The following is a 21983-nucleotide window of genomic DNA, read 5'->3' as shown; positions in this document are numbered from 1 at the left end:
TTAATTGTCTAAAATAAAACAAGGATGTTTCTATGTGCTCAAATTATGAAATTCCAACAAGAGAAGCTTTATCACTTCTAGATATCGAAGTTGATCAGTTAGAACTTGATCTGAAGCCGCACATCTATCCGGGTTACCACGCGCCTATAATCATGAAAGGTTTTGATTTGGATTTCGGAAAGTTTGGGCTTTTGCCTGCTTGGGCCAAGGATTTTAAGTTTAGTAATTATACTTATAATGCAAGAACTGAAACCGTCGCAGAAAAACCGAGTTTTAGACACGCATGGAAGTACAGTAAATTTTGTCTAGTACCTGTTCAAGAGTTTTACGAACCCAAGTACATTGATGGTAAAAGCCACTGGTACACAATCAAACGCGAAGATGGCCAGCCTTTCACCGTTGCAGCCATTTACGATGACGCAGTTATAAAAGACTCTAAAGTTAGATCATTTTCAATGCTTACGATCAATTCTGACAACCACCCTTTTATGAAGCAATTTCACGCACCTACAGATGAAAAACGCTCAATCATCGTCATACCAGAAGAATATAGGAGTGATTGGCTAAATGTAGACCATGAGCATGCCCATGAATATTTTTTAGAAATGCGTGAGGAATTTGTAACTTTTCCACGGGATAAATAAAAATAAAACGACTGATTTTGACGCCCCACTGATTATCCACAGTTTTTAAATTTGAATTTAAATTGCAAGAAAACTATCATGATTTTGATTTTGTAACGATATCAAGTCATGAAAGAAAGGATTATTGCGCTCATCGACATTAATAACTGTTATGTGTCGTGTGAGCGCCTGTTTCAGCCAAAGTTAAATGGCAAACCCGTCATTGTGCTCAGTAATAATGACGGCTGTGCAGTGGCTAGAAGTCAGGAAGCAAAAGACTTAGGGATTAAAATGGGTGTCCCCTTATTTCAGATCAAAGACATTGTTGAGAAACACAATGTAGTCGTTCTATCAAGCAACTATGCTGTCTATGAAGAAATGTCACATAGATTCACTGCGACAATAAAATCATTTGTCAGTGAAAAAGATGTTGAAGTTTATTCTATTGATGAAACGTTTGTTGAGCTTACAAGCTATGCAAATCAAGACTTAAATGTACTTGTAGGAAAAATCAAAGATGCCCTTTTGATGTGGTTAGGGCTTCCAGTGTGTATTGGGATTGGCAGATCCAAGACAGAAGCAAAGATGGCAAATCATATTGCTAAGAAGAATAAACACTTTCAGGGAATCTGCAATCTGGTTGAAATGGATCCTTGTTCTAAAGAAACGTTATTTCAAAACATAGACGTAGGCGAGATTTGGGGAGTCGGTCGCAAACACTGTAAAAAACTTCATTCACTGAATATTAAAACAGTATTTGATTTAGCTATTGCAGATCCAGCGTTTATTCAAAGTCAGTTTTCAGTTGTTATAAAGCGTACAGTATTAGAGTTGCAAGGCACAGCATGTATTGAATTAGAAGAAGTAGCGCCAGATAAGAAGCAAATTGTTAGCTCAAGATCTTTTGGGCAACGTGTCTCAGATAAAGATGCCCTATCTGAAGCAATGAGTTGTTATATTCAAGCTGCAGTTAAAAAATTGAGACGGCAGAATGGATTAACTGGGTGCGTTATTGCTTTTGCTCACTCGAACCCTTTCGACACAAAGAAGCCATTTTATAAGGCTAGTGTGAGTGTTTCATTTCCAGAGCCAACGGATTCAGCAGCGGTGATCATTAAGCACATCCTTAAACAAATAGATAAGGTTTATAAAGAAGGTGTAGATTTTAAAAAGTGTGGTGTGATTCTGACTTGTATTGAATCTAAGTCTAGATATGTGCCTGATCTACTTGCGGACTATGAAGCCACCCAAAAGAATGACAATCTTCAAACAGCACTTGAGCAAGTAAATGAAAAATTTAGCAAGAAGTTGGCAATTGGCCCATGTTTGCTAAAGAATAGAACTTGGAGCATGAGTCGAGGGAAATTGACACAGAATTATTTTTCGTGGGATGGGCTGTTGACTGTAAGTGATTAATTTTGCATTATTTACATGGATACATTTAAATTAAGATACTATGAAAATCAAAACTTTTAAAAACCTATTAACTTTTATAATATTCTTAAAAATATTTTCAAGTATAGCTCATGCTGAAAATATTAATAATATTGAAAACAATAAGTTATTTGAACCTAAAAATTCAATAAATACCATAACTAAAGACATTAATGAGATTAAAGAGGATCAATTAAAATTATTAAATGAATTAAATAATAAACCAATAAATTTATACAAGGAAATTGGGCTACCAATCCTTTTATCAATTATAGCAGGTCTAATATTTTGGATTTTTTTTCAAGTCTTACCTAGCAATTCAAGAAAGAAGAAGTTGCGTCCAAAAATTGAAAAAGACTTACTCGATATCAGATCTACAATTTATCATCTAATAGATTTAGCTTTTTTACATAATCAAAATCCAGTATCCCTATTTCATAATGAAATTCATAGCGGAGAACTATCAGAAGAACTGATTCAATTAGCATTGTTTAATAAAGCAATAAATAGACAACATCTTGTCGATCATTTTTCTGGCAATATTGTTATAGGAGATTTGATATACAAAAGAACGTCAAAGATAAAATATGGAATTGAAAGAATTTTTTTCTTTAACGAACAGTTATCCGTAAATGAAATTTTGATCTTAGAGGATATTTATCAAGGTATTAATGAGTATGACTTTTTTAACAAAAGTGAAGATAGTTTCGGAACAAAAATAGGTAATCAATTTTTTCGTCCTTTAGACCCAAGCTTAAGTGGCTATAGTCGTTTCTTTTTCAACCTGTATAATTTAGTACATAGACTTGAACATGTAATAACTACATTTAAATCAAAAAATTATGATTTTCTTTTCATAAAGTTTAGAATTTATTTTAATGATAAAAATTATATGAAAGCTTTGGCTGTACTAAAAGAAATTGAAAATGAATACCCAGAAAAAAAAGAAGGATTACAATGGAATATATTCAAATGCTTATATTACACAGATAATCCCAAGGCTTTAAAATTATTAAAAGAAATAATTTTAAAGCAAGATGTTTTAACAGGGTCAAGAAATTATCTGTCTCCATTTTTAAACGATCCTAAGGTTCAAGAAGTACTAAAAAATAATGCAACCCAAAAAAATATTAATGATTTAGAAAACAGCTTGAGACAGGAACAAGCTGGGAAAGAAGCTCTTCTAAATTTGAATAAAATTTTAAAAGAATCATTAAATCCCAATTAGCTATCAATCTGAAGGCCACGCCTCCATCAATCTTTCTGCATCAGCCGCGTGTCCATCAGCGGCTTTTGCCACTTCTTGATATTCTGTGATGCACTTTTCGAGTATGTCACTATTGGTATTGGTGTACTCAATGATGGTTTGTTTGGAAGCACTGGACAAACGGCTGTTTGCAACTTTGAGTTGCTTTGACAAGCTGTCAGCGCTGGTAATAGCAAGACGACTATCAGACTCAATTTGTTTAATTTTAGCATTATAGTTTTGCTCCGCTTTTAACTGTTGTTCAGCCCATTGTTTCTCTTTAAGTGCTGAGTTTGCTTTGGCCTTCGCATTTTCAGCTTGTAAAACAATTTCAGCATGTTTGTATTTATCGATCTGCCCTGTTTTGTGGTTCAACAATGCAAGGCAAATAAACAATAAAAAAGCGAGAAGTCCGATTAAGATTTCTCGCCATTTTGAGATGATTAGGAATAGTGTCATTTTAAAAATAACTCCATTTCAATTTTTCTGCGCTTTATAAGCCCATTCAAAACTCGACCACCTCCACGGTTCCAGCGCGGGAATTGCTCTGCAGCTCCTTTATAATCTTTTGCATTTAACTTCTTAAGTAGAGTTGAATCTTTAAATGCCCCAATACCAATGTTGTAAGTCAGTGATACCAAAGCATCAAATTGATTCTGATTTAATGGAACTTTAACCGAAGTATCTACAGCTGATTCAAATTTCTTTAAATCTTGTGTCATGTAAGACTTAGCTTGTTCAATAGTACAAGTATCACCTTTCTTAACTTTGACACCATTAATTACTGTGGTTCCATAACCTATGGTCCAAACACCCACACCATCGTCATAGGCTTTTAATCGAAGATCTTCAAAACCTTTGATTAAGTCGATACCTGAATTACTTGTTTTCATTGCTATCACCTTTCTTTTCTTGTTCAGAACTACCAAAATAAAATCCACATGCTGTTGTCATTGCACCAGCGATAAAACCTAATGCTGTGTTAATCAGGTTGCTATTTTCCCTTGGCATATCAACGAAAAATAACGCAATAATCAGAACAAACATCAATGCAACCAATGAGAAAGCTAGATAAGCTCTGGTATTGTCGTTATTCATCGTCCTGCTTCCTCTAGCCGAGACACCTTCTCTTTAATCAAGGATTGATCTTGGCTCATCTGAATAATTGAAGATCCAACCCAAGCGCATAGCGAAAACACAACACCAGCAAAAATCCCAAGCAATACTCGTAATACAGAAAGTCCACCATCTTGAGAAGCTGTCCGATTTTCTAAATTGGCGACCTTGATATCCAATGTATCGATATCCTTTTTGTTTTGTTCGCTAGTTTCTTTGTGCGCTTCATTAATGAATGTCAGTCGTGTAACGTGATCCGACAACATACGAATATCGCTCTGAATTGAATCAATTTTCTTTTCAAATCTAATCCCGTAGGACTCGTTTTCAGACATGTAACCCCCTATATTTTTGGCAATAAAAAAGCACCCGGTCGGGTGCTAAAACTGAATTGATTCTATTTGATCAATACTTTCTGAGTCATAAATAAGTTGCCGAGCTATTCGACTTCTTGAATGACAGTTTGAAACATGCTGAGCTAGCGCAATTCTCAAACCTCTCAATTGCTCTGCTTCTAGCGAAACAATTGAATTGTCTTTCAATGTCCAATCTACTGAGACACCTAAATCACTTGCCACTATTATTCGGGCCTGTGAAGTAACATCTGACTCAAAAGTAAAGTTTAAAAAAGAAAAACCGCCATATTCGGCGGTTTCTCTTTGAATTTTGATCTCCGACCATTTCTGGTCTTTAGCTTGATCTAATGACCGAGGATCAATCCACTGTTTCAAATTATAATCAAATATATGATGAGTAGATGGTTGTTTGGGTATGTGTGCCCACCACCCACGGTAATACATATTTGAGGATGGAGGGTCTGAAACAGCCAAACAACCAAGCGGTTTATTTAGTGCAATTGTTTCTTTATTTGCATAAATCAACTGTAGCAGCTCACCTCTTTTTGAAATAATAGCTGTCATTTCTTCATTTCCGTCAGAATCATTTGTGGACTTTGAATGCTAAAAATACCTGTAGTACTGTTTAAAGTAATACGTATCGCCCGAGTATTGCGATTTGCAAAACCTAATTTGAGAACGTACGTAGCTGGCCCACTAAAAATGTCTTCTATACCCGCATTCACCGCAAAAGTTCCAGTGAAATAAAATCCACCAGAACTCATTACATCAGTCGGAGGTGTTTCCTGCCGAGCGACTAAAGTTCCATTTCTGTAGATTGAAACAACTGCCCTGAGGTTTAACCTTTCAAAATATGAAAGCGAGCGACCATCAACTGCATAAGCAGTCAAGTATTCATTCCTAAAAGCAATACAAGAAGCATCAATTCGGCATTTTTCTCCTGATCGATTGATTGTAGCAGTTAATAAATTCCCGAATTTAGCCTCCCACTCTGCAAGTTGAGAATCATAATCGCTATATTGCGGACTATAAGCTCCTGAAACGACAATTTCACTTGTTGACTTGATTGATGTTGGAACAGTGACTGCTTCATCTTGTATCTTTAAAGTACCTACTGCTAAATCTTTGATTTTTCCTGCTGTCACGGCTAAATCTTCAATCTTTGCTGTTTTAACAGCCAAATCTTCAATATGTGAAGTCTTAACAGATTGATAATCAAAAAAACCTGACTTTATATAAGCACCAATAGGAAATACCGTACCTGTGACTGGATCAGTAAAGGCAGTATTTCGAAACACAATAGGATAGGTCACCACACCAGAATTATCAGAACCAAAAGCCACAGAACTTGAATTAAAAATGATGTCTGAAGTTTTTCCATCATTCATCATTCCAATACCGCTGATCAAATTACCCGACTGTAATTTCAATGTATATTGAGCATTGATACCGTTAATAGACTGCAACGATTGTTGGACCATTGCAGTAGTTTCAAAGTTGTTTGGTTGCCATTGTAGTACAGGTTTAGCAACATCATCTTCATATAGACAAGCCCAATAAACTTTAGCATAAGCATTGTTCTGGTCAGGTTGTCCACCAATAACGTAGAAGTTGATTGCTCTATCTGTACCAGTAGCGAAAAAGTCATTCCTAATCCTTTGAACTCTAACTTGTCGCCCAAAAGATTGGTTTGTCGTTTCGAATTGCACATTTCCATGGATGTAAGGTGCAAAGTAACTGTTAGCACCACCAGTTTGGAACTCTGCTTCATAAACAAGTGTATACCACTTACCTAATACCAACCTCTTCGACATAGGACAACCGCCAAATGGGTATGGATTAGAGCCAACTGGTTTTTCGGAAGATGTGTTGGAATTAATCAATATATTCCCAACAGCATTACCAGCAGTTGTTTGAACCTGACTTATGATCCCAGCTTGAGACTCAAGTCTTCCATCAATGTTAGTAACCTTGGCATCCAATGTCTGAGTGGCTGTAGCAGTTACCCCAAGCCTGTTTGCTATAGACTGCGGTACACCAGATGGGTCATACCCAACTCCAGAATATGCTGGGTCATAAGCTGGTGAGCCATTTACATACTGATTACATGTGAAGTGGTATTTTGTACCACCTCTCAGATGAACATACTCCCTAGATTGGTCATTATGTTGATCAATATAGATAAATGGAGATTGCCCACTTTGAGTCCACAACCAGTTAGCATTAATGATTTGCCTATCAACATCCTGAGCGCCCCAACCACTTCCTTTGGCTGTCCACCTCAAACTCATAGCAAATGAACCACTATCATGACTTGACCAAGGTGCTTTTTCTGTACCAAGGTTCATCACGATCTCCATCTCTGCGATACCAACAGCGTTGATATTCATAAAGACAGGGTAGTAAAGATTTGGATCAAGTCCTGATAAATCAACAATAGTCTTTTTACCATTTAAAGCCATTTCAGATTTTGCTTCAACTTGCGTTAATGCAGTACCCTGAGCAGTGATCGTATCCCCTTGCTGATTTACCTTTGTCTCCAACTGATTCAAGGCATTCGCATCAGCCTTACCAGCAATAGAACTTTGAAGTCCTGCAATGGATTGTGCTTGTGCAGAGATGTCCTGACCATGTTGAACCACAGTAGCATCTAACTTAGAAATAGCTGTAGCATTTGCAAAAGTGTTTTGACGATCTTGTGTGTTCGTACCAAAGCCAACAGGTGTACCATCAACAAGAGTGAAACTGTGCGAGAACCAATCCATATTATGTGGTGAATCAAACAACACATAGACAGGACTTCCAACAGTTGCACTTCTTCTTGTGATGGCAATTGGCATTCTATTACTTGTCCAGTTTCTCAGGTCTTCTAGCCTGAAACCACAACCAATAAGCGTGTTTCTCAAACCTATCACTGAGGCAGTTTCATCCCAACCAATATTACCTACGTTATCACACCCAGCAATGGCAAAGAAATTACCATAAGGAATATTCCCAATGGCTGTAACCATTGCATCACTAGCATTGTATAGATTGTCGTAAGTGTCAAAGCTTGAATACTTAACCAAATCACCAAGTCTGTTAAACTCATACATGTTAAGTCCACGATTGATACCCTCTGTCCACTGCCCTAGAGCGTTGTACAATCCACGTTTTTCATGTTGGCTACTGCCATTCCTGAAAGTGAACAATGACCAGTTTCGTGTAAGACCAACCTTATTTGCTGTCTCACCAGCTTGGGCTGAAACAGAGGTTATAGCCTGACCTTGAGAAGTAAGTGTATTCCCTTGCTCAGTGACAGTTGATTTCAATGACTCAAGTGCCGATGATTCGGCCTTATTGCTAACAGAAGTTCTAAGGTCTGTGATAGCTTGAGCATTGGCATCAGTCTTGCCCTCAACAGTTGTGACCTTTGCATCTAAAGCTTGAACAGCCGATGCTGTAGCATATTCGTCAAATGAAGTGTTCCAAGCTGTTGGAATATTTCCACGCTCAATAATAGGTCTTCTTAATTTGTAGCTTCCAGTACGACTGCCAAAACCAAAGTGTATCTCGTTAACGCCTTTGACATACTTTCTTGTATGATAATACCTTTGCCAAACACCATATCTTTGCTCTTGTCCTTTAGCTAAGTCTAATCGTAGATAATTCATCCCCGATTTCCAATATACGTCAGGTGCAACTGTCGAACTCCCATTTGAAATCATCACTTCAACAGAGAAGATCACATCGTCACCCTCATTGCAGTTAAGGTCAACTTTGGTTAGTTTGCTGTAAGGATTAAGCATACCTGTAACATAGTTACCTGTGCCATTAGCTTCAACATTGAGAACAGTATTCTCATCACTTAAACTAGCTGTAATTGTCGGGTCATGTGCAATACTTACACTCCAAACACCAGCATCAGTAATCAAATTCTCAGAGCCTACAGCGATATTTTCAACTTTAGCCTCAACCTTTGTGATTGCTAGACCTTGTGATGAAATAGTATTGCCCTGTTGCTCAACAGTAGTCTTCAACTGATTGACAGCAGAAGCATCAGCCTTGCCAGCAATTGAGTTTTCAAGAGCGGTAATCGCTTGCCCTTGTGATGTAACTTTGCCATCAATGGTTGCTACTTTAGAGTCAAGCGCTGTTAAAGCAGAAGCATCGGCTTTACCTGCTAGAGTATTTTGTAAACCAGTGAGGATATTACTTTGTGAATTAACCTGATCTCCTATAGTCACTACATCATTTTTTAGATTTTGTACTATTGATGCATCAGCCTTATTCACTACAGTATTTTGTAATCCAGTGATAATACTACTTTGAGTATTAACTTGATCTCCTATAGTCACTACATCATTTTTTAGATTTTGTACTACCGACGCATCAGCTTTACCATCAATCGCTGAATCTAATGCAGTCAGCTTGGAAGTGTTAGCTTCAGTTGCCGTTGCAATCGTACTGATACTAGTTTGGACATTAGATAGTGAACCATCTATTGAAGCTTTGTAGTTGTCCAGCGTTTCAACCTGTGACTTATCAGCATCTTTACTTCGTGTAATTTCCTGAGTTAAACCATCATTCAGCGCTTTGATACCCTCTCTACGCTGTACTGTTTCCTGAGTTAAAGCATCATTCAATGCTTTGGTATCATCTCTCCGTTGTGCTGTTTCTGCTGTAAGCTCGTTCGTTAACTTATCGACTTGTAAAGAAGTAGCAGTTGCAATTTTATTTACTTCTACAACTAAGTCTTTTGCCTCTGAGCCCACTTCAATACGACTAATCAAATCTTGATGTAGCTGGCTATCTGTGATTTTCTCATTTAAAAGCTCAAGCACATCAGAGGCATCTGCTGAAGTCACACCACTGACCCATTCAGACCAGTCACCAACATTCCCGATTCTATCGATCAAACGTGCTTGATAGAATTGAGTTAGATTTGGCTGTAATCCTTGAATAACTGTGGTTGTGGTTGGATAAGCAAAAGAACCTAATGTAGCAATGTTAGATTTACCATCTGGTGAGACTTGAATCTCTACATAAGCCGTATCCAAAGCATTTGCTGGATAACTCCAATCCAGTTTCATACCAAATAAAATACCAGTTGCTTGGATTATCGCCACTTTAGGTGGTTTACCCTGCTTTCCTTTTAATTCAGTCAAAACTGAATAGGTTGGTAAAGATGAAATATCAAAAGCACTCATCGCAACAACTCGCGCTTCATATTTACCTGCGTAGATACCAGCTATCTCTGCCGAATTATTTCCAGTTATTGGTAGCTTTAACCAGGTACCATTATCTTTACGCCATTCAACTTGATACTTGGTTGCACCTTTGGCTTGTGGCCAACTGATCACCATGGTTTCAACAGACATTCCTTGCTGAACCATTTGCTCACTGGAAATGCTGACTGATTCAACAGGATCTTGAGTTGTAGGATTAATGATTGAGATCGGGCGATCATCAATAAATGCACCATGATCAATGGCATTAAATTTAGAATCAGCATGTTGTAATGCAGTAATGGTAAATTGGTGTGGCTCATCTTGTGAGATCGAAACTACACGAAATTTCATCGTCGCTAAATCTTGTGCATCAATCACCCATACATTTTGTGGGGCAACACTATCAAATGCTGATACAACAGTAACAACTCGACCAGCAATACTTGATACAACTCGTGCTTGTGCCTTTCCATTCTCGCTATTAACAACTAGACGGTCCCCAGCTCGGCATACAACATCATCACGATCTAAGGTGATTTGTTTTAAATCAGCACTGACTGAAGAAATACGCCCACCATTTGCACGACCAGCTAACAACTCATCAGCAAGTTCAATCACTTTACCAGGTAAGGGAATATAGCCATCCAATCCAACTTTAAATGTGACAGTTCGAGTTTCAAGTTGTTCTGTTTTTAAAGCCCATTGGCCAGTACGTTGTGCTTGTCCTTCTGATGTACAGCCCCATGCCTCTAATTCTAATAAACGTACCGCTTTAGCCTCTGCAATTGATTTTTCATCACGTACAAAAACATATTCAGTCTTATAGCGATTTTGCGGATTATCCCAAGCAACTTTAACTGCATTATGCCGATCACGTGCACGCGTACCGGTGTAATTGATACCAAGAACACCATCAATAATATTGGCAGATGTGTATGTAAAAATAGCATCTTGAGGTACATCAGCCTCACATACGATCGATGCACCATCCCAATAACTGATTGCACGAAATAAACCTGCAAGTTTGCTTAAAATATCGAAAGCAGATTCGGCACTTTGAATATACACATTACAAGTGAACCGTGGCTCTTGACCGCCTTTGCCATTCGGTACCAGCTGATCACAATATTGGGCTAAACGATATAAAGACCATTTATCAATCATTTGCTCGGTTAAACGATTGCCAAGTGCATATCGCTTATTGGTACATAAATCGTAGTAAATCCAAGCTGGATTATTGCTATAAGCACGCTTAAATAGACCATCCCATATCCCGATGTAGCTTCGGCTTACTGGATCATAGTTGTTTGGCACTTTGATCTTTACACCCTTTAGATCAACAGCAATTTTGGCAATATTCGAGAATGTTTCAGCATCATATTGCACGCCAATCAATGCAGTATTCGGGTATGCAAGCTTAAGATCGACAACTTCAGTAATGGCTTGAATATACATCTTATCGCTGACATATTCAGAGCTTGAATTCGGTGTTTTACGTGTGACTCGAATCAACCAATTATTATTGGCTTTTGGTAAGCCGATACGATGGGTACGTTCATAATTTGCTGAAGTTTTTCCTGACATTTGAGTATCAAGCATTAACTCCCATGATCCCCCATCAGTCTGCACTTCAATCGAGTAATCAATAACAATACCTGAGACATCGCCATTACTTGGGTCTTGCTGTTTTAAAGCCCCAAAGCGCACTCTTACAATCACGGCATCGAGATTAAGATTGGTAATCCCTTTAACCCAAGGCGTATCACTTTTAAGTTCAACACCCACAGCAGTTTCAGAAGCAATGCTTTCAAAACCTTCCATGTATGCCTGATCATTGGTACCTGAGCGAAAATCTAGAGTGACATCTTGAAAGTTTCTTGCACCACTATCGTTTTCAACTGGTGTGTCATCAAGGAAGATTGATTTAAAGCCATTTGCTAAGCCCTCAACTTCGCCCTCACTCATGCCATACTGTAAACGTGCATAGGTTTTTGAAGCGGTTGTATCATTTGCAACTTTTGGTTGTCTTTGGTTTTTGCTACCGCCTTTTGCGCCTTTTACTGTTTTAAGCATACTTTTTCCCACACAATAAAAAAGCGCTTAATGCGCTTATATTCTTAAATTATTTCTTTCCACCGCTGCTGCCACCGCCTGTAAAACCAGCATCTGCAGAACTAAAAGTATCTACTGCAAATTGACCAGCATTTACAATGAATCCACCAACTTCGCGCTGACCATAAAGAATCGGAACTGGATTGCCTTGTGCGATTGTGGTGACTGCTCCACCAAATCCAAAGTTAGACTTATTACCATCTTGGTTTTGATCTTGTGCATCGACCTTAGGGGCAAGCATTTGAGCAACCCCGCCAGCAACCATACCGATCCCCATCCCAACTAGCCACGCCTGCCCTGTCCATGCCCCTACAACAACCATTACTGCACCTAAAATTAAGTTTATAACACCACCGTCACCGCCAGCCCCAATAACTTTAGGCACAATCTTGATAACCTTGGCACCAGTCTCAAAATCAATCTGATCCTCACTGATATTTTCATCATCTTGAAAAACAGCAAAGCTAAGTCCGTGTTCATGAGCGGTTAGCATGAATTGTTCAAAGCCAGGTACTTGGACTGATAGTGCTCTTACAGCTTCACGGGTGCTTTCAACAGCAAGCTTAAATTCCTTACCAAACTTCTTTCCCAATACACCATATAATTTGATCGTTTTAAGCATAAGTGGCTTTCCTTCAAGTAATAAAACTTTATTATTTAGCTAACAGTTTTACGTCTTTCCCAACCTCTACTCGCTTCCAAAGAGTAGTCATCCAGTCTTTTCTACAATCCCACCATATGCTCCAATGATCGCCATAACTTGACTTCATAATATATTCCACTTTACAGTTGAGAATTCTGTAATGTGTTGCGCCTTGTGGTATAGATAATTCGCTGTAATTCCCTAGTTCTAAAGAAAGTTGCTCATTTAAATCGTTCAGCAAATCGTTAAGTTCTTTTTGCTTTTTTTGAATCTTATCCTGTAGCTCTTTAAAGCTCATAATTATCTACCTCTTTATGTCTCACAATTTTGACAACACGTTCTTGCCATTGTTGCCCAAAGATTTCACGCACGGACTTTCGTCCATAAGGATGATGTAGAATCAAAGGACCGCCAAAACAACTTGTGCTTTCTTCTGACTTGAGTTGCCACTGATCGCCCAACCAAATCACAGCATGATTCGGGTGTTCTGTACGGCCAACATTGCACACTAACATATCGCCATACTGAGGTTCTCTGACTTCATAAAATCCAGCTGCGTCTAAGTTTTCTAGATAAAGGGATTTGTGATTTTTATCACTCCACCAATTATCTAAACGCTCAAAATCAATGAGTTTGATACCAAGTTCACGATTATAAAAATCCCTAACAATTGAATAGCAATCTTGATATCCATGATGGTAATCACGACCTATGAGTGGGGCTTTATAGCCACATGGTTCAAAAACTTGGAAATCCACTTCTGGCCATGCACATATCACCCATGGTTTTTCATGAAGTTCAATTTGCAATAAGTCCAAATCAGATGCGCGTGCTGTGGCATTTGGATGTGAATGGACATAGGCTTGAATCACACCTTGATCTTCAGCATTCGCCAAATCTTCATGATGAATTTGAAACTGACCATGTTCAGCAACATTGCGACACGCGATATAACGACTAGAAACAATAACCCCGCAACACTCTGCGGGGAAACATTGTTCAGCGTGAGATAAAATATCAGCCTTTACTTTCTGTATGAGTTTCATAAAAACCTTTAACCTTTCCACATTTATCACATTTACATTGGATTTGTGGCGGGAGTGAAGTTAATACAATTCCTGTTGGCTTGTATGTTCCACCGCATAAACAGTATTTCACCATAACTACACCATTGAAGAAGCAGGGAATCCACCAAAATGAAGCTCATTCTCTCGGCAACGACAGCCTGATGTTCGGTAGTTACATCGATCTAAAGCTGGATTGTCTGTCGATTCATCTTTTTCAGTAAACATTGCAGAGCCGATATATCCGCACTCTTCACTTCGATATTCCCAATTGCAGTAGTTTGAGATTTGCCGTGTAGGGATTTTTAATCCTTCAAAATCCACTGGATTAGAAAGTTCAAAAGTCACTTGCTGAGCATTTTCAGAAGTCTTTTGTTCTATAAACCAAATCTGCTCACGTTTCTCACTTGAGTTGGCACTTGTATTGCCAGTACTAAAATTTTCAGCATCTAGATATTTGGCTAAGGTGGTGATGACTTTGATCTTTGCACCGGCAAAATCTCCAAACTGTAAACAATATGCAGTGACTGCACCCTGTATGCCGTTGATGTTATTTGCCATGCTGAGTGTGGGTGCTGAAGCCTTACCATCACTGCGCATTTCCAAACCATCGACTTGTAATGCCATGGGTTCAAATGTCTGACCATTAAATATAATGTTGCGGTGCCAAACCTTTTCATCACCAACATCATAAAGTTTACCAATTGAGCCAGTATCTGAACCAATCAAGCCATTTGAACCGATTGAGCTATAAATCTTTTCCCAGTCTTCATAAGAAATATGTCCGTGGAAACGTAAAACGCCAGCTCCTAATGCGCTGGCGTCTAATTCAAATAGTGTAATTAATCCATCTACATACAGCTTTTGAAAATCACTGTTTAACATTGTCATTCACCACAATATCAAGATCCAAGCCTTCCACACCATAAATGGCTTGAATCGATTGGATTGAAACTCCCGACCGGTTCTGCAAAGAAATAATATGGGGGATCAACCAACTTATAAATTGTGCTTCTTTTAATGAGACTCGGCTCGCATCAGGCTCTTTATCCTTTTTTAAACCGATTAATACATCATCTGTGGCCTTGTTATAATCAATCGACAGATAATCTATTTTTGATCCAAATTCATAGGCTGATGCTTCAATTTTGACTATGAGTGCTGCAGTAAAACTTGCTTCAATTTGTGTAAATTGCTTTGACATTTTTCATGTTCCTTCAAGTAAAAAGCCCCAACGAGTGGGGCGTGAAGTTAATTAGATTTATGGATAAAAAACTTGGGTAAAAGTTGTGGAAATAGTCCAGATCATTCCACCCACTTGACTAGGTGTATAGCTTGTATCTGTTTTAACTCTCACCTCACCATCCAATGGAGAATTCCATAGAAATGAATCAGCCCCTTTATGGCGATCAAAGAAAGCTTTGATTTGAAGAATCTCTTCCTTGGTAGATGTGAATTTGTATGGCCACTCCCCCTTTTTATTGTTGATGCCTACTGAGATATTCTGTTCGTAGCCATCACCAAATTTTGAAGTCAAAATATTGAAGTTTTGTTTGCCTGAGTTTCCATCTAGATCACATGGATATGTAAATTTTTCATTGCTCATAAATTGCGTCCAATAAAAAACCCACTTAGGTGGGTTTTTTTAATTTCTAGGTTCTTAAAGTTTCTTGTAAGCAGCTATCATTTCATCAAAGCTTTTCTTAAAGCCTTCGAGTTCCACTTCATTATCAACATTGTATTCATAAGGCCATTTTTTATACCTAGTGTAAGCAACTTTTCCATTCTTTAATTGATTAATAATACTTAATGTATTTGAAAAGAATTTACCCTCTTTTGAGTTTAAAGTTGCATTTTTATCAATTTTCAAGCTACCAGTAGAACTTGGAAAGTGGTTCCCTCCCACCACCACGCCAAACACACCATTCAAGTAAATCAATGACAAATCTTTCTTAAATAGATAGCAACTTTTATCATTGGTAAATCTATCTTTTTTACAACTATACACCCAATCAGGATTGAGTATCTTCTCAACCTCTTTATCTCTGATCTTTTGAGAATCAATTTTTTTCTTAAAATCATTAAAATTTAATTTTGAATACTCGTAAGATAATTTATAGTCATCTTTTAAGTTTTCATTATTAGATAAACTATTTTTTAATGTTTGAATATTATCACCTAATAAATATGAATTTTCATCATCATCAACAATGACCAATAGGGCTAAATTTTCGTATACATTATAGGCGACATATAAGGATAAATTGTTATTATAAAAATCTTTATTTTTTTGCCAAAACTTTGTAATTAATAAACTATTTGTGACAGATTTGGAATTTAAACACTCTCCCATATCAAAATCATTTATCCTTAATCCTCCAAATTCGCTTAAGTGCATTGACATTTTTGCTTTGAATTTACTATCTGTCTCTAGTAATTTAAAATTATCTATATTGCATTCTTTATCATCTATTGCAGCATTTTGTACATTATAAACAAATGATTCAGTGCTTGACATTCTTTTTAGTCTATCTTCACTATTAATCTGAGAGAAATTCGAAAAGTTCAGTGATGAGTCTAAATTAACGCCATATAGGTTATTCTTATATATTGGATTGGATTTTATTGCTTGTTTCAGCTCACCCTTATTGTCTCCCAATACATAAGCATTTTTATTTTGATCGATAATTACACCTAGTAAATCCTTACTTTTTAGGTTGTAAGCTATAAATAAGTCAACTTTAGTATCAAATATACTATTTTGATTCTGCCAAATATAAGTAGTAAATATATTATCCTGAAAATTAGATAATTGAACGCAATCGCCCTTATCGAAATCTTGTATTCGCATTGAACCAAACGTGTTTAATGTTGATTGTAGTTTTGAGCTAAAGTCTCGATCTGTACTCATAAGGGAAAAATTATCTATTTGGCAATTGATATTAATTTTTGGATTTTTAGTTATTGTTTTTTGAAAGTTAGCAAGATCAATTTGTTTCCCAGCAAAAGATAGACCTGATACCGTCAAAAAAAAGCATATCAATAATAATTTTTTCATTCTAAAGCACTCCTCAAAGTGCTCATAAAATATCAATTAAAACAGAAAAAAGCCACCGAAGTGGCTTTTCTTATTTTGACAACAAACCGCCTTGACGCTTCTCTTGAATAATTACAGCTCTCACAGCATTACCAACAATTTGAGCGAACTGTCTCTGATCCTGAGTATTACCACCTGAAGTATTAACGCCTGAGTCAGTGATGTTGACTTCAATTTTAATATCTCTACTGCCTTCACCCTGAGATGAGTTCTTTGGAATAGAATTGAATCGCCTTCTATCAGTATTCTCATTACTCATTCGACTGACACCAACTAAACCACCATCTTTAAATTTTTGAGTACTGGAATCTGGTAAAGTAGATCCTAAAAACTGCGATTTCATAGCAAGATATTCACCCTGAAATGGTATTTCACCCGTCTTATTCATGTAATTTAAAGCTGATAAACCAAGTTTCGAAACAGCCGAAGCCTTCATCATAAACTCGCCATTGGATGCCATGATTGGAATATCATCACTCGTTCCAGTACCTTTGCCTGTGATGTGTCCACCAGTTGCAAAACCTTGAGGGGTAATTGCTTGGATCATTGCTAAGAATGTTCCTTGGTCCAAAGCTGCCTTAGCACCTGCGGCAACTTTCTGCCATACAGTACCAGGTTCTTTAGCATAAGCATCAGAAACAGATGACCATAAATTCATACCAGCTTGAGTAAGCGCAAAGCCCTGTTGCATTGCAAACATTGTTTTATATGCACCTGAGCTTTCACCAAGAATACCTTTAAACATATTTGCAAATGAACCAGTTAATTGCTGAGCTTGGGTTAACTGCAAATTCAAGGAATCCGTTTGATACTGATTTTCAATATCGATCATTCGCTGATTATGCGCTGCCCAAATTTGTTCACGAACCTCAGCTAATTTTTGTAAATCAGCCCCTGGTTCTTGCTCTTGGTTTTCAACATCAGCCATCTGTGTATCAAATAGATTTTGTGATGCTCCCATTCTGCTGAATTTATCTTGGTTGACTTGGTATCGACCAGTAGATCCATTCATTTGTGCTTGAATCGTATCCCACCCTGTTGAAGCATCTTTTAAACGACGATTCATATCAACTTGATTTTGAAGTGCAAGCATCTGTGATTTAAATGCTTTCTCTTTTGGATCTTCGTTGCTCTGATCTAAAAGCCTCCTTTCGATATCATATTTTGCCTTAGCCATTTGCAACTCAGACATATAGAATTCTTTCGATTGGAGTAATCGCTGCTCTTTTGCAAGTTTAGATTTTTCAACCTCGTACTTATATTGCTCGTCGATCAGTGCAACAGCTTGGGTGCGTTGCTCCTTAGATAATTCAATATCTCTAGATGCATAGAACTTCTTTTGATCAAAACTATCTTTCAATAGTTGCTCATCAGTTTTCTTGAAAGCTGAATATTCTTCAAGTTTAGTCTTTAACGTATATTCAGCAATTGCAATTTCATTGTCTGCTCTTGATTGGTACTCCGCTTTGATTTCTGCAGTACGTTCTGGTGTAAATCCCGCCTTATCAATTTCAATCAACTTGTCTTTCAAAGATTCACGAATCTTAGTGACTTCATTTGCAACATTAAGTTCAAGTGACTTTCTAGATTCTGCCTGCTGTTTTACAAAATCAAGATAATCCTTAAGATCACCCATGGTATCAGAGGTGCCTTTCGCCTTTAGTCCAGTACCGCCTAGGCCTACAATCCACTTATTGACTGAAGGTACAAAGTTAGCAACCTCTTTATTGCGCTCATTACTGTCATCAACTCTGCCATTTTTGTCAAATTGTCTAGATCCACCAACACCAGCGTTATGGGATCGAATAGCAGATTCCCAACTTCCTAACTCCTTATAAGCTTTAGCAAGATTTCTAGCCACAACATTAGCAATTACAGGAAGGTTTTTTGAATCAGCAACACTGATACCGTTATCTTTGCGATAATCGCTGGTTGTTTGGAAATAACCAATAGCACCAGTAGGACTAACAGCATTAGGATTCCCTTTGGACTCTTGAGCCATAAGGCCTGCAAGATAATTTTTAGGGATACCATATTTCGCACTAATACCATCTAAATCGGCTTTAGCAGAGAGATTTGCTATCTTCTGAAGCATAAGTAACTCAGACTGAGTGTACTTAAATTTCTTTTCAGCTTCTTTTGTTTGATCTTGCTTGGCTTTGGTTTCCTTATCATCCAAATCTTGAATTTGCTTTTTAAGCGCCAAGTCTGCCATCATTAAACTAAAGGCGCCTGTATCAACAGGCTGATTTTTACCTAGTAAACCTTGAGCCTCTTTTAATTTGACATAATTCTCAGCAACTTCTTTTGATATACCTTTTGCTCTTAAAGCTAATATTTCATTATTAGTGGAGATATCACTTAAAGACTGGTTGATGAATTTCTGAATCTCAGCACTTAATCCTTTGACACTCTCAGAAGTAGCAACAGCTTTTTTGGTCCCATCTTCTAAAACCTTATTGAAATTCGTCCCAGTAACATTTGAATCACTAAGAGATTTATTTAATCCATCTTGAGCCGACTTGTTTTTCTTTAGTTGAATTTCATTAAGAGTTAAGGCTTTTTGCTGTGCTTCGACATTATTTGCAACCTGAAGATAAGACTTGATGTCTGAATCTTTGATTGGGATGTATTTCTGAAATTCCTTAAGTAAAGCCGTTGCTGATAAAGCACCGCTGCTATAATCATTGATTGAATTTCTAAGGCTTTCAATACCCTGACTAGAAACACCTGCATTCGCAGCACTTTGCAGTAATGAATTAGACACGAAGCTAAAACTGCTTTTAGCTGATTCAAGGCTAGAAGTTAATCTTTCATGCTCAAGTGTTAAATTGCTACTTTCTTTTGCAAGATTCTCATAAATACCTGAAGATTTTTTTAGAGCACTATCTGCCAGTTGACGTTCAGCTACACCTCGTACAAGCTCATTATTACCTTCTTCCATTTTTGCAAAGAATTTTTGTGCCTGATTTACCTCACCTTCAGTAAATAGCTTAGAAGCGTTGATTTCCTGCAATGCCGATGCTGTGCTTAGACCTTCTTTTTCAATCTTTTTAAGTTGATCAAGTAATAGATTTTGACGTTTAATTTCCTCATTGCTTATGGAATCAGAGCTTCCTGCAACCATCCCCAAAAGCCCATTTTTGGATTTTGCAATTTTAGATTCAGCTGCACTTACTCTTTTATCAATTTCATCCATTTCAGAAACAAGTTTAGCTGCTGATAATTTCCCATATTCGGCAGTTAAATCAGAAACTGTCTTTTTTTGACTTTCAAGCGAATTTGTAGCTGAGTCAGTATTGTCTCTCATTAAAAGCATTGATGCGCCAACAGCCGCCACAATACCTACCAATCCCCCAGCCCCACCAAGCAATCCGAGCAAACCACGTCCAGCACCCATTGTTGCATTATTTGCTACAGCTGATCTTGTTCTAGCTGCTGCTAAAGCATTTTCAGTGGCTGTTAATTCAGTATTGATAGCGGCTTGTTGTTGACGTAAAAGCCCCATTCTAATATCAGAATTTATTGCGCCTTGATCTGAAATTTGTTTTTTCTTACGAGCTAATTCTAATTTTAACTCTTCGATAAGTTGCGCACGAGTAGCTTGAAGATTAACTAATTTAGCCTCCGCGCCTGCTAATTCTTGTGCTGCGGCTACTTTTTCAGCTTCAATCGCTGCCCATTGGATAGCCGTTTGTTCAACTAGCTGTGTAGCTTTTCCATATCCTGCAACTACACTTTTATAAAGTGCTGGAATATAGGTACCAATCCAATAAGCACCACCGATCATGGCAATATTGGTTACATTGTTAAGGTTTTCTGCAAGTAAAGTTAGAGATCCTGAAATTGCATTTGCAGCCCCACTCCCTTTACCTGCCTCACCCACAAACTTAGTGACTTCATTGGATAATTGCGTGAATGACTGAGCAATAGTGAAATCTGTTTTGTCAAATAGTTCATTTACTGAGCCACGTGCCTTTGTTAAAGCATCAACAAGAACATCACCTGTAATCTTTCCTTCTGCAGCAACTGAACGTAATTGACCTACAGTGATTCCCATACCTTGAGCAATTGCCTTTGCGAGTCCAGGCGCTTGCTCCATTACAGAGTTAAGCTCTTCACCGCGTAGAACATTGGAAGCCAAAGCTTGTGAAAATTGAACTAATGCAGCTTCTGCCGAAGCAGCGGAACCACCGCTAATTGCGATAGCTTTAGCAACGGTATCAGTTAATTCTGCGGTTTTCGATTGAGTAATATTTAAACGCTGTGCATTGTCAGAAAAACGTTGATAGATCTGTGCAACTGAATCCCAAGCTTGTGCAGTATTTTGAGCGATTTTGAATGTATCGTTCATTGCAGTATTGAGTTCAGATTGGCTTTTAGTGACTAATTTAAGTTTGTTATTTAAACCAGTATAAGTATCCATCTTAGCGATCGCAGTACCAACAGTCACAACCCCTGCCAAATACCCTGCCAACTGACGTGCTGCCACTGACATAGAGTTCATTGAAGTAGTTGCGTAATTACCAGTGCGTTCGATACTTTGTAGCTCTCGATCTAAAGCACGTGCATTACGTACTGCTTGTTCTGAGCTAATTTCAATAATGAGTGTACTACGTTGTTCAGCCATGGCATTTCCTTAAGCGTAAAAAAAGCGCCTAAGGGCGCATTGCGGGCAATAAAAAACCGACCTTTTAAAAGATCGGCTTTAGTTGAGATTAAATTTACTCTCTGTGATTTTAATTATCAGATGTAAAAATTTAATCCCACCGTAAATTAAGGCCATATGTTCAAAGAAATAAATAAAACTTGATGGGTATAAGTTAATAGCTTCCATTACTACTCCTAGCATCTGGATTGAGAAACTGGTATATTCAGTCATACAGATATATCTCCTCTTTTCTTTGTGGTGAAGTGGATACAGAAACCCCCGAAAGCGCCAACTTCCGGGGGTTTGTTTTGGAATCAAGAAAACCATATGAATATAGTTCTCTCTTATACATGTTACTTCTAAAGGTTAGATGTAACATCATGTAATTGAAAATACATTTTTTATAGAATATTCAATAATTTATAATCTTA

17 protein-coding genes are annotated in these 21983 nt (G+C 37.6%); 3 read left to right on the top strand and 14 right to left on the bottom strand.

Annotation, left to right across the window (positions count from 1 at the left end; translation table 11 throughout):
* The first annotated feature begins 32 nt into the window (after window positions 1-32).
* The 3 genes from AC4CUY_RS08025 to AC4CUY_RS08015 all read left to right on the top strand — a co-directional run bounded on the left by AC4CUY_RS08025 (window position 33) and on the right by AC4CUY_RS08015 (window position 3285).
* A complete protein-coding gene (locus AC4CUY_RS08025; RefSeq protein WP_490773954.1) occupies window positions 33-644 on the top strand; it encodes an SOS response-associated peptidase in 612 nt (203 codons plus the stop codon).
* A 108-nt stretch (window positions 645-752) separates the two neighbouring features.
* Complete coding sequence (locus AC4CUY_RS08020) at window positions 753-2039, top strand: Y-family DNA polymerase (protein ID WP_490773953.1); 1287 nt, start codon at window positions 753-755, stop codon at window positions 2037-2039.
* Between the two features lie 40 nt (window positions 2040-2079).
* The gene (locus tag AC4CUY_RS08015) at window positions 2080-3285 is read left to right on the top strand and encodes a hypothetical protein (protein WP_490773952.1); all 1206 of its coding nucleotides are present in this window, start codon (window positions 2080-2082) and stop codon (window positions 3283-3285) included.
* A 3-nt stretch (window positions 3286-3288) separates the two neighbouring features.
* On the opposite strand, the gene AC4CUY_RS08010 is transcribed toward AC4CUY_RS08015, so the two are convergent.
* From AC4CUY_RS08010 to AC4CUY_RS07945, 14 genes are all read right to left on the bottom strand, one after another.
* Window positions 3289-3762, bottom strand: coding sequence for a hypothetical protein (locus AC4CUY_RS08010; RefSeq protein ID WP_490773951.1), 474 nt, complete (start codon window positions 3760-3762; stop codon window positions 3289-3291).
* Window positions 3759-4196: a lysozyme gene (locus AC4CUY_RS08005; protein ID WP_490773950.1), complete on the bottom strand. Its 438-nt coding sequence runs from the start codon at window positions 4194-4196 to the stop codon at window positions 3759-3761. Before AC4CUY_RS08005 ends, AC4CUY_RS08010 begins: the two co-directional genes overlap by 4 nt.
* Window positions 4183-4401, bottom strand: a complete 219-nt coding sequence (locus tag AC4CUY_RS08000) for a hypothetical protein (protein WP_004724917.1) — start codon at window positions 4399-4401, stop codon at window positions 4183-4185. The genes AC4CUY_RS08005 and AC4CUY_RS08000 overlap by 14 nt, the downstream gene beginning before the upstream one ends.
* A complete protein-coding gene (locus AC4CUY_RS07995; RefSeq protein ID WP_034698412.1) occupies window positions 4398-4754 on the bottom strand; it encodes a hypothetical protein in 357 nt (118 codons plus the stop codon). The genes AC4CUY_RS08000 and AC4CUY_RS07995 overlap by 4 nt, the downstream gene beginning before the upstream one ends.
* Before the next feature lie 45 nt (window positions 4755-4799).
* Entirely contained in the window at window positions 4800-5339 is a 540-nt protein-coding gene (locus tag AC4CUY_RS07990; RefSeq protein ID WP_490773949.1) for a DUF4376 domain-containing protein, read from the bottom strand.
* Entirely contained in the window at window positions 5336-12058 is a 6723-nt protein-coding gene (gpJ, locus tag AC4CUY_RS07985) for a TipJ family phage tail tip protein (RefSeq protein WP_490773948.1), read from the bottom strand. The genes AC4CUY_RS07990 and gpJ overlap by 4 nt, the downstream gene beginning before the upstream one ends.
* Before the next feature lie 49 nt (window positions 12059-12107).
* Window positions 12108-12719 (bottom strand): tail assembly protein, encoded by a 612-nt coding sequence (locus tag AC4CUY_RS07980; protein WP_419278407.1) that lies wholly within the window; start codon window positions 12717-12719, stop codon window positions 12108-12110.
* A 31-nt stretch (window positions 12720-12750) separates the two neighbouring features.
* Window positions 12751-13038, bottom strand: a complete 288-nt coding sequence (locus AC4CUY_RS07975; protein WP_490773947.1) for a hypothetical protein — start codon at window positions 13036-13038, stop codon at window positions 12751-12753.
* Window positions 13028-13786 (bottom strand): C40 family peptidase, encoded by a 759-nt coding sequence (locus tag AC4CUY_RS07970; protein ID WP_490773946.1) that lies wholly within the window; start codon window positions 13784-13786, stop codon window positions 13028-13030. Before AC4CUY_RS07970 ends, AC4CUY_RS07975 begins: the two co-directional genes overlap by 11 nt.
* A gap of 117 nt (window positions 13787-13903) precedes the next feature.
* Complete coding sequence (locus AC4CUY_RS07965; RefSeq protein ID WP_490773945.1) at window positions 13904-14689, bottom strand: phage minor tail protein L; 786 nt, start codon at window positions 14687-14689, stop codon at window positions 13904-13906.
* Window positions 14676-15008 carry a hypothetical protein gene (locus AC4CUY_RS07960; protein WP_419263020.1) on the bottom strand — a complete coding sequence of 111 codons (333 nt, stop codon included), beginning with the start codon at window positions 15006-15008 and terminating at the stop codon, window positions 14676-14678. Before AC4CUY_RS07960 ends, AC4CUY_RS07965 begins: the two co-directional genes overlap by 14 nt.
* 57 nt (window positions 15009-15065) lie before the next feature.
* Entirely contained in the window at window positions 15066-15410 is a 345-nt protein-coding gene (locus tag AC4CUY_RS07955; protein WP_287839110.1) for a phage tail protein, read from the bottom strand.
* Between the two features lie 54 nt (window positions 15411-15464).
* The gene (locus AC4CUY_RS07950) at window positions 15465-16862 is read right to left on the bottom strand and encodes a hypothetical protein (RefSeq protein WP_490773944.1); all 1398 of its coding nucleotides are present in this window, start codon (window positions 16860-16862) and stop codon (window positions 15465-15467) included.
* 70 nt (window positions 16863-16932) lie between these two features.
* A complete protein-coding gene (locus tag AC4CUY_RS07945; RefSeq protein ID WP_490773943.1) occupies window positions 16933-21531 on the bottom strand; it encodes a tape measure protein in 4599 nt (1532 codons plus the stop codon).
* Between the last annotated feature and the right edge of the window lie 452 nt (window positions 21532-21983).

The sequence above is a fragment of the Acinetobacter sp. 778_lipA genome (assembly GCF_058242985.1).
This window is presented reverse-complemented; position numbering and strand designations above follow the sequence as displayed.

Bases quoted from the DNA above. Each gene is read 5' to 3' on its own strand.
- AC4CUY_RS08025 (WP_490773954.1), top strand. From the start codon at position 33: ATGTGCTCAAATTATGAAATTCCAACAAGAGAAGCTTTATCACTTCTA.
- AC4CUY_RS08020 (WP_490773953.1), top strand. From the start codon at position 753: ATGAAAGAAAGGATTATTGCGCTCATCGACATTAATAACTGTTATGTG.
- AC4CUY_RS08015 (WP_490773952.1), top strand. From the start codon at position 2,080: ATGAAAATCAAAACTTTTAAAAACCTATTAACTTTTATAATATTCTTA.
- AC4CUY_RS08010 (WP_490773951.1), bottom strand. From the start codon at position 3,762: ATGACACTATTCCTAATCATCTCAAAATGGCGAGAAATCTTAATCGGA.
- AC4CUY_RS08005 (WP_490773950.1), bottom strand. From the start codon at position 4,196: ATGAAAACAAGTAATTCAGGTATCGACTTAATCAAAGGTTTTGAAGAT.
- AC4CUY_RS08000 (WP_004724917.1), bottom strand. From the start codon at position 4,401: ATGAATAACGACAATACCAGAGCTTATCTAGCTTTCTCATTGGTTGCA.
- AC4CUY_RS07995 (WP_034698412.1), bottom strand. From the start codon at position 4,754: ATGTCTGAAAACGAGTCCTACGGGATTAGATTTGAAAAGAAAATTGAT.
- AC4CUY_RS07990 (WP_490773949.1), bottom strand. From the start codon at position 5,339: ATGACAGCTATTATTTCAAAAAGAGGTGAGCTGCTACAGTTGATTTAT.
- gpJ (WP_490773948.1), bottom strand. From the start codon at position 12,058: ATGCTTAAAACAGTAAAAGGCGCAAAAGGCGGTAGCAAAAACCAAAGA.
- AC4CUY_RS07980 (WP_419278407.1), bottom strand. From the start codon at position 12,719: ATGCTTAAAACGATCAAATTATATGGTGTATTGGGAAAGAAGTTTGGT.
- AC4CUY_RS07975 (WP_490773947.1), bottom strand. From the start codon at position 13,038: ATGAGCTTTAAAGAGCTACAGGATAAGATTCAAAAAAAGCAAAAAGAA.
- AC4CUY_RS07970 (WP_490773946.1), bottom strand. From the start codon at position 13,786: ATGAAACTCATACAGAAAGTAAAGGCTGATATTTTATCTCACGCTGAA.
- AC4CUY_RS07965 (WP_490773945.1), bottom strand. From the start codon at position 14,689: ATGTTAAACAGTGATTTTCAAAAGCTGTATGTAGATGGATTAATTACA.
- AC4CUY_RS07960 (WP_419263020.1), bottom strand. From the start codon at position 15,008: ATGTCAAAGCAATTTACACAAATTGAAGCAAGTTTTACTGCAGCACTC.
- AC4CUY_RS07955 (WP_287839110.1), bottom strand. From the start codon at position 15,410: ATGAGCAATGAAAAATTTACATATCCATGTGATCTAGATGGAAACTCA.
- AC4CUY_RS07950 (WP_490773944.1), bottom strand. From the start codon at position 16,862: ATGAAAAAATTATTATTGATATGCTTTTTTTTGACGGTATCAGGTCTA.
- AC4CUY_RS07945 (WP_490773943.1), bottom strand. From the start codon at position 21,531: ATGGCTGAACAACGTAGTACACTCATTATTGAAATTAGCTCAGAACAA.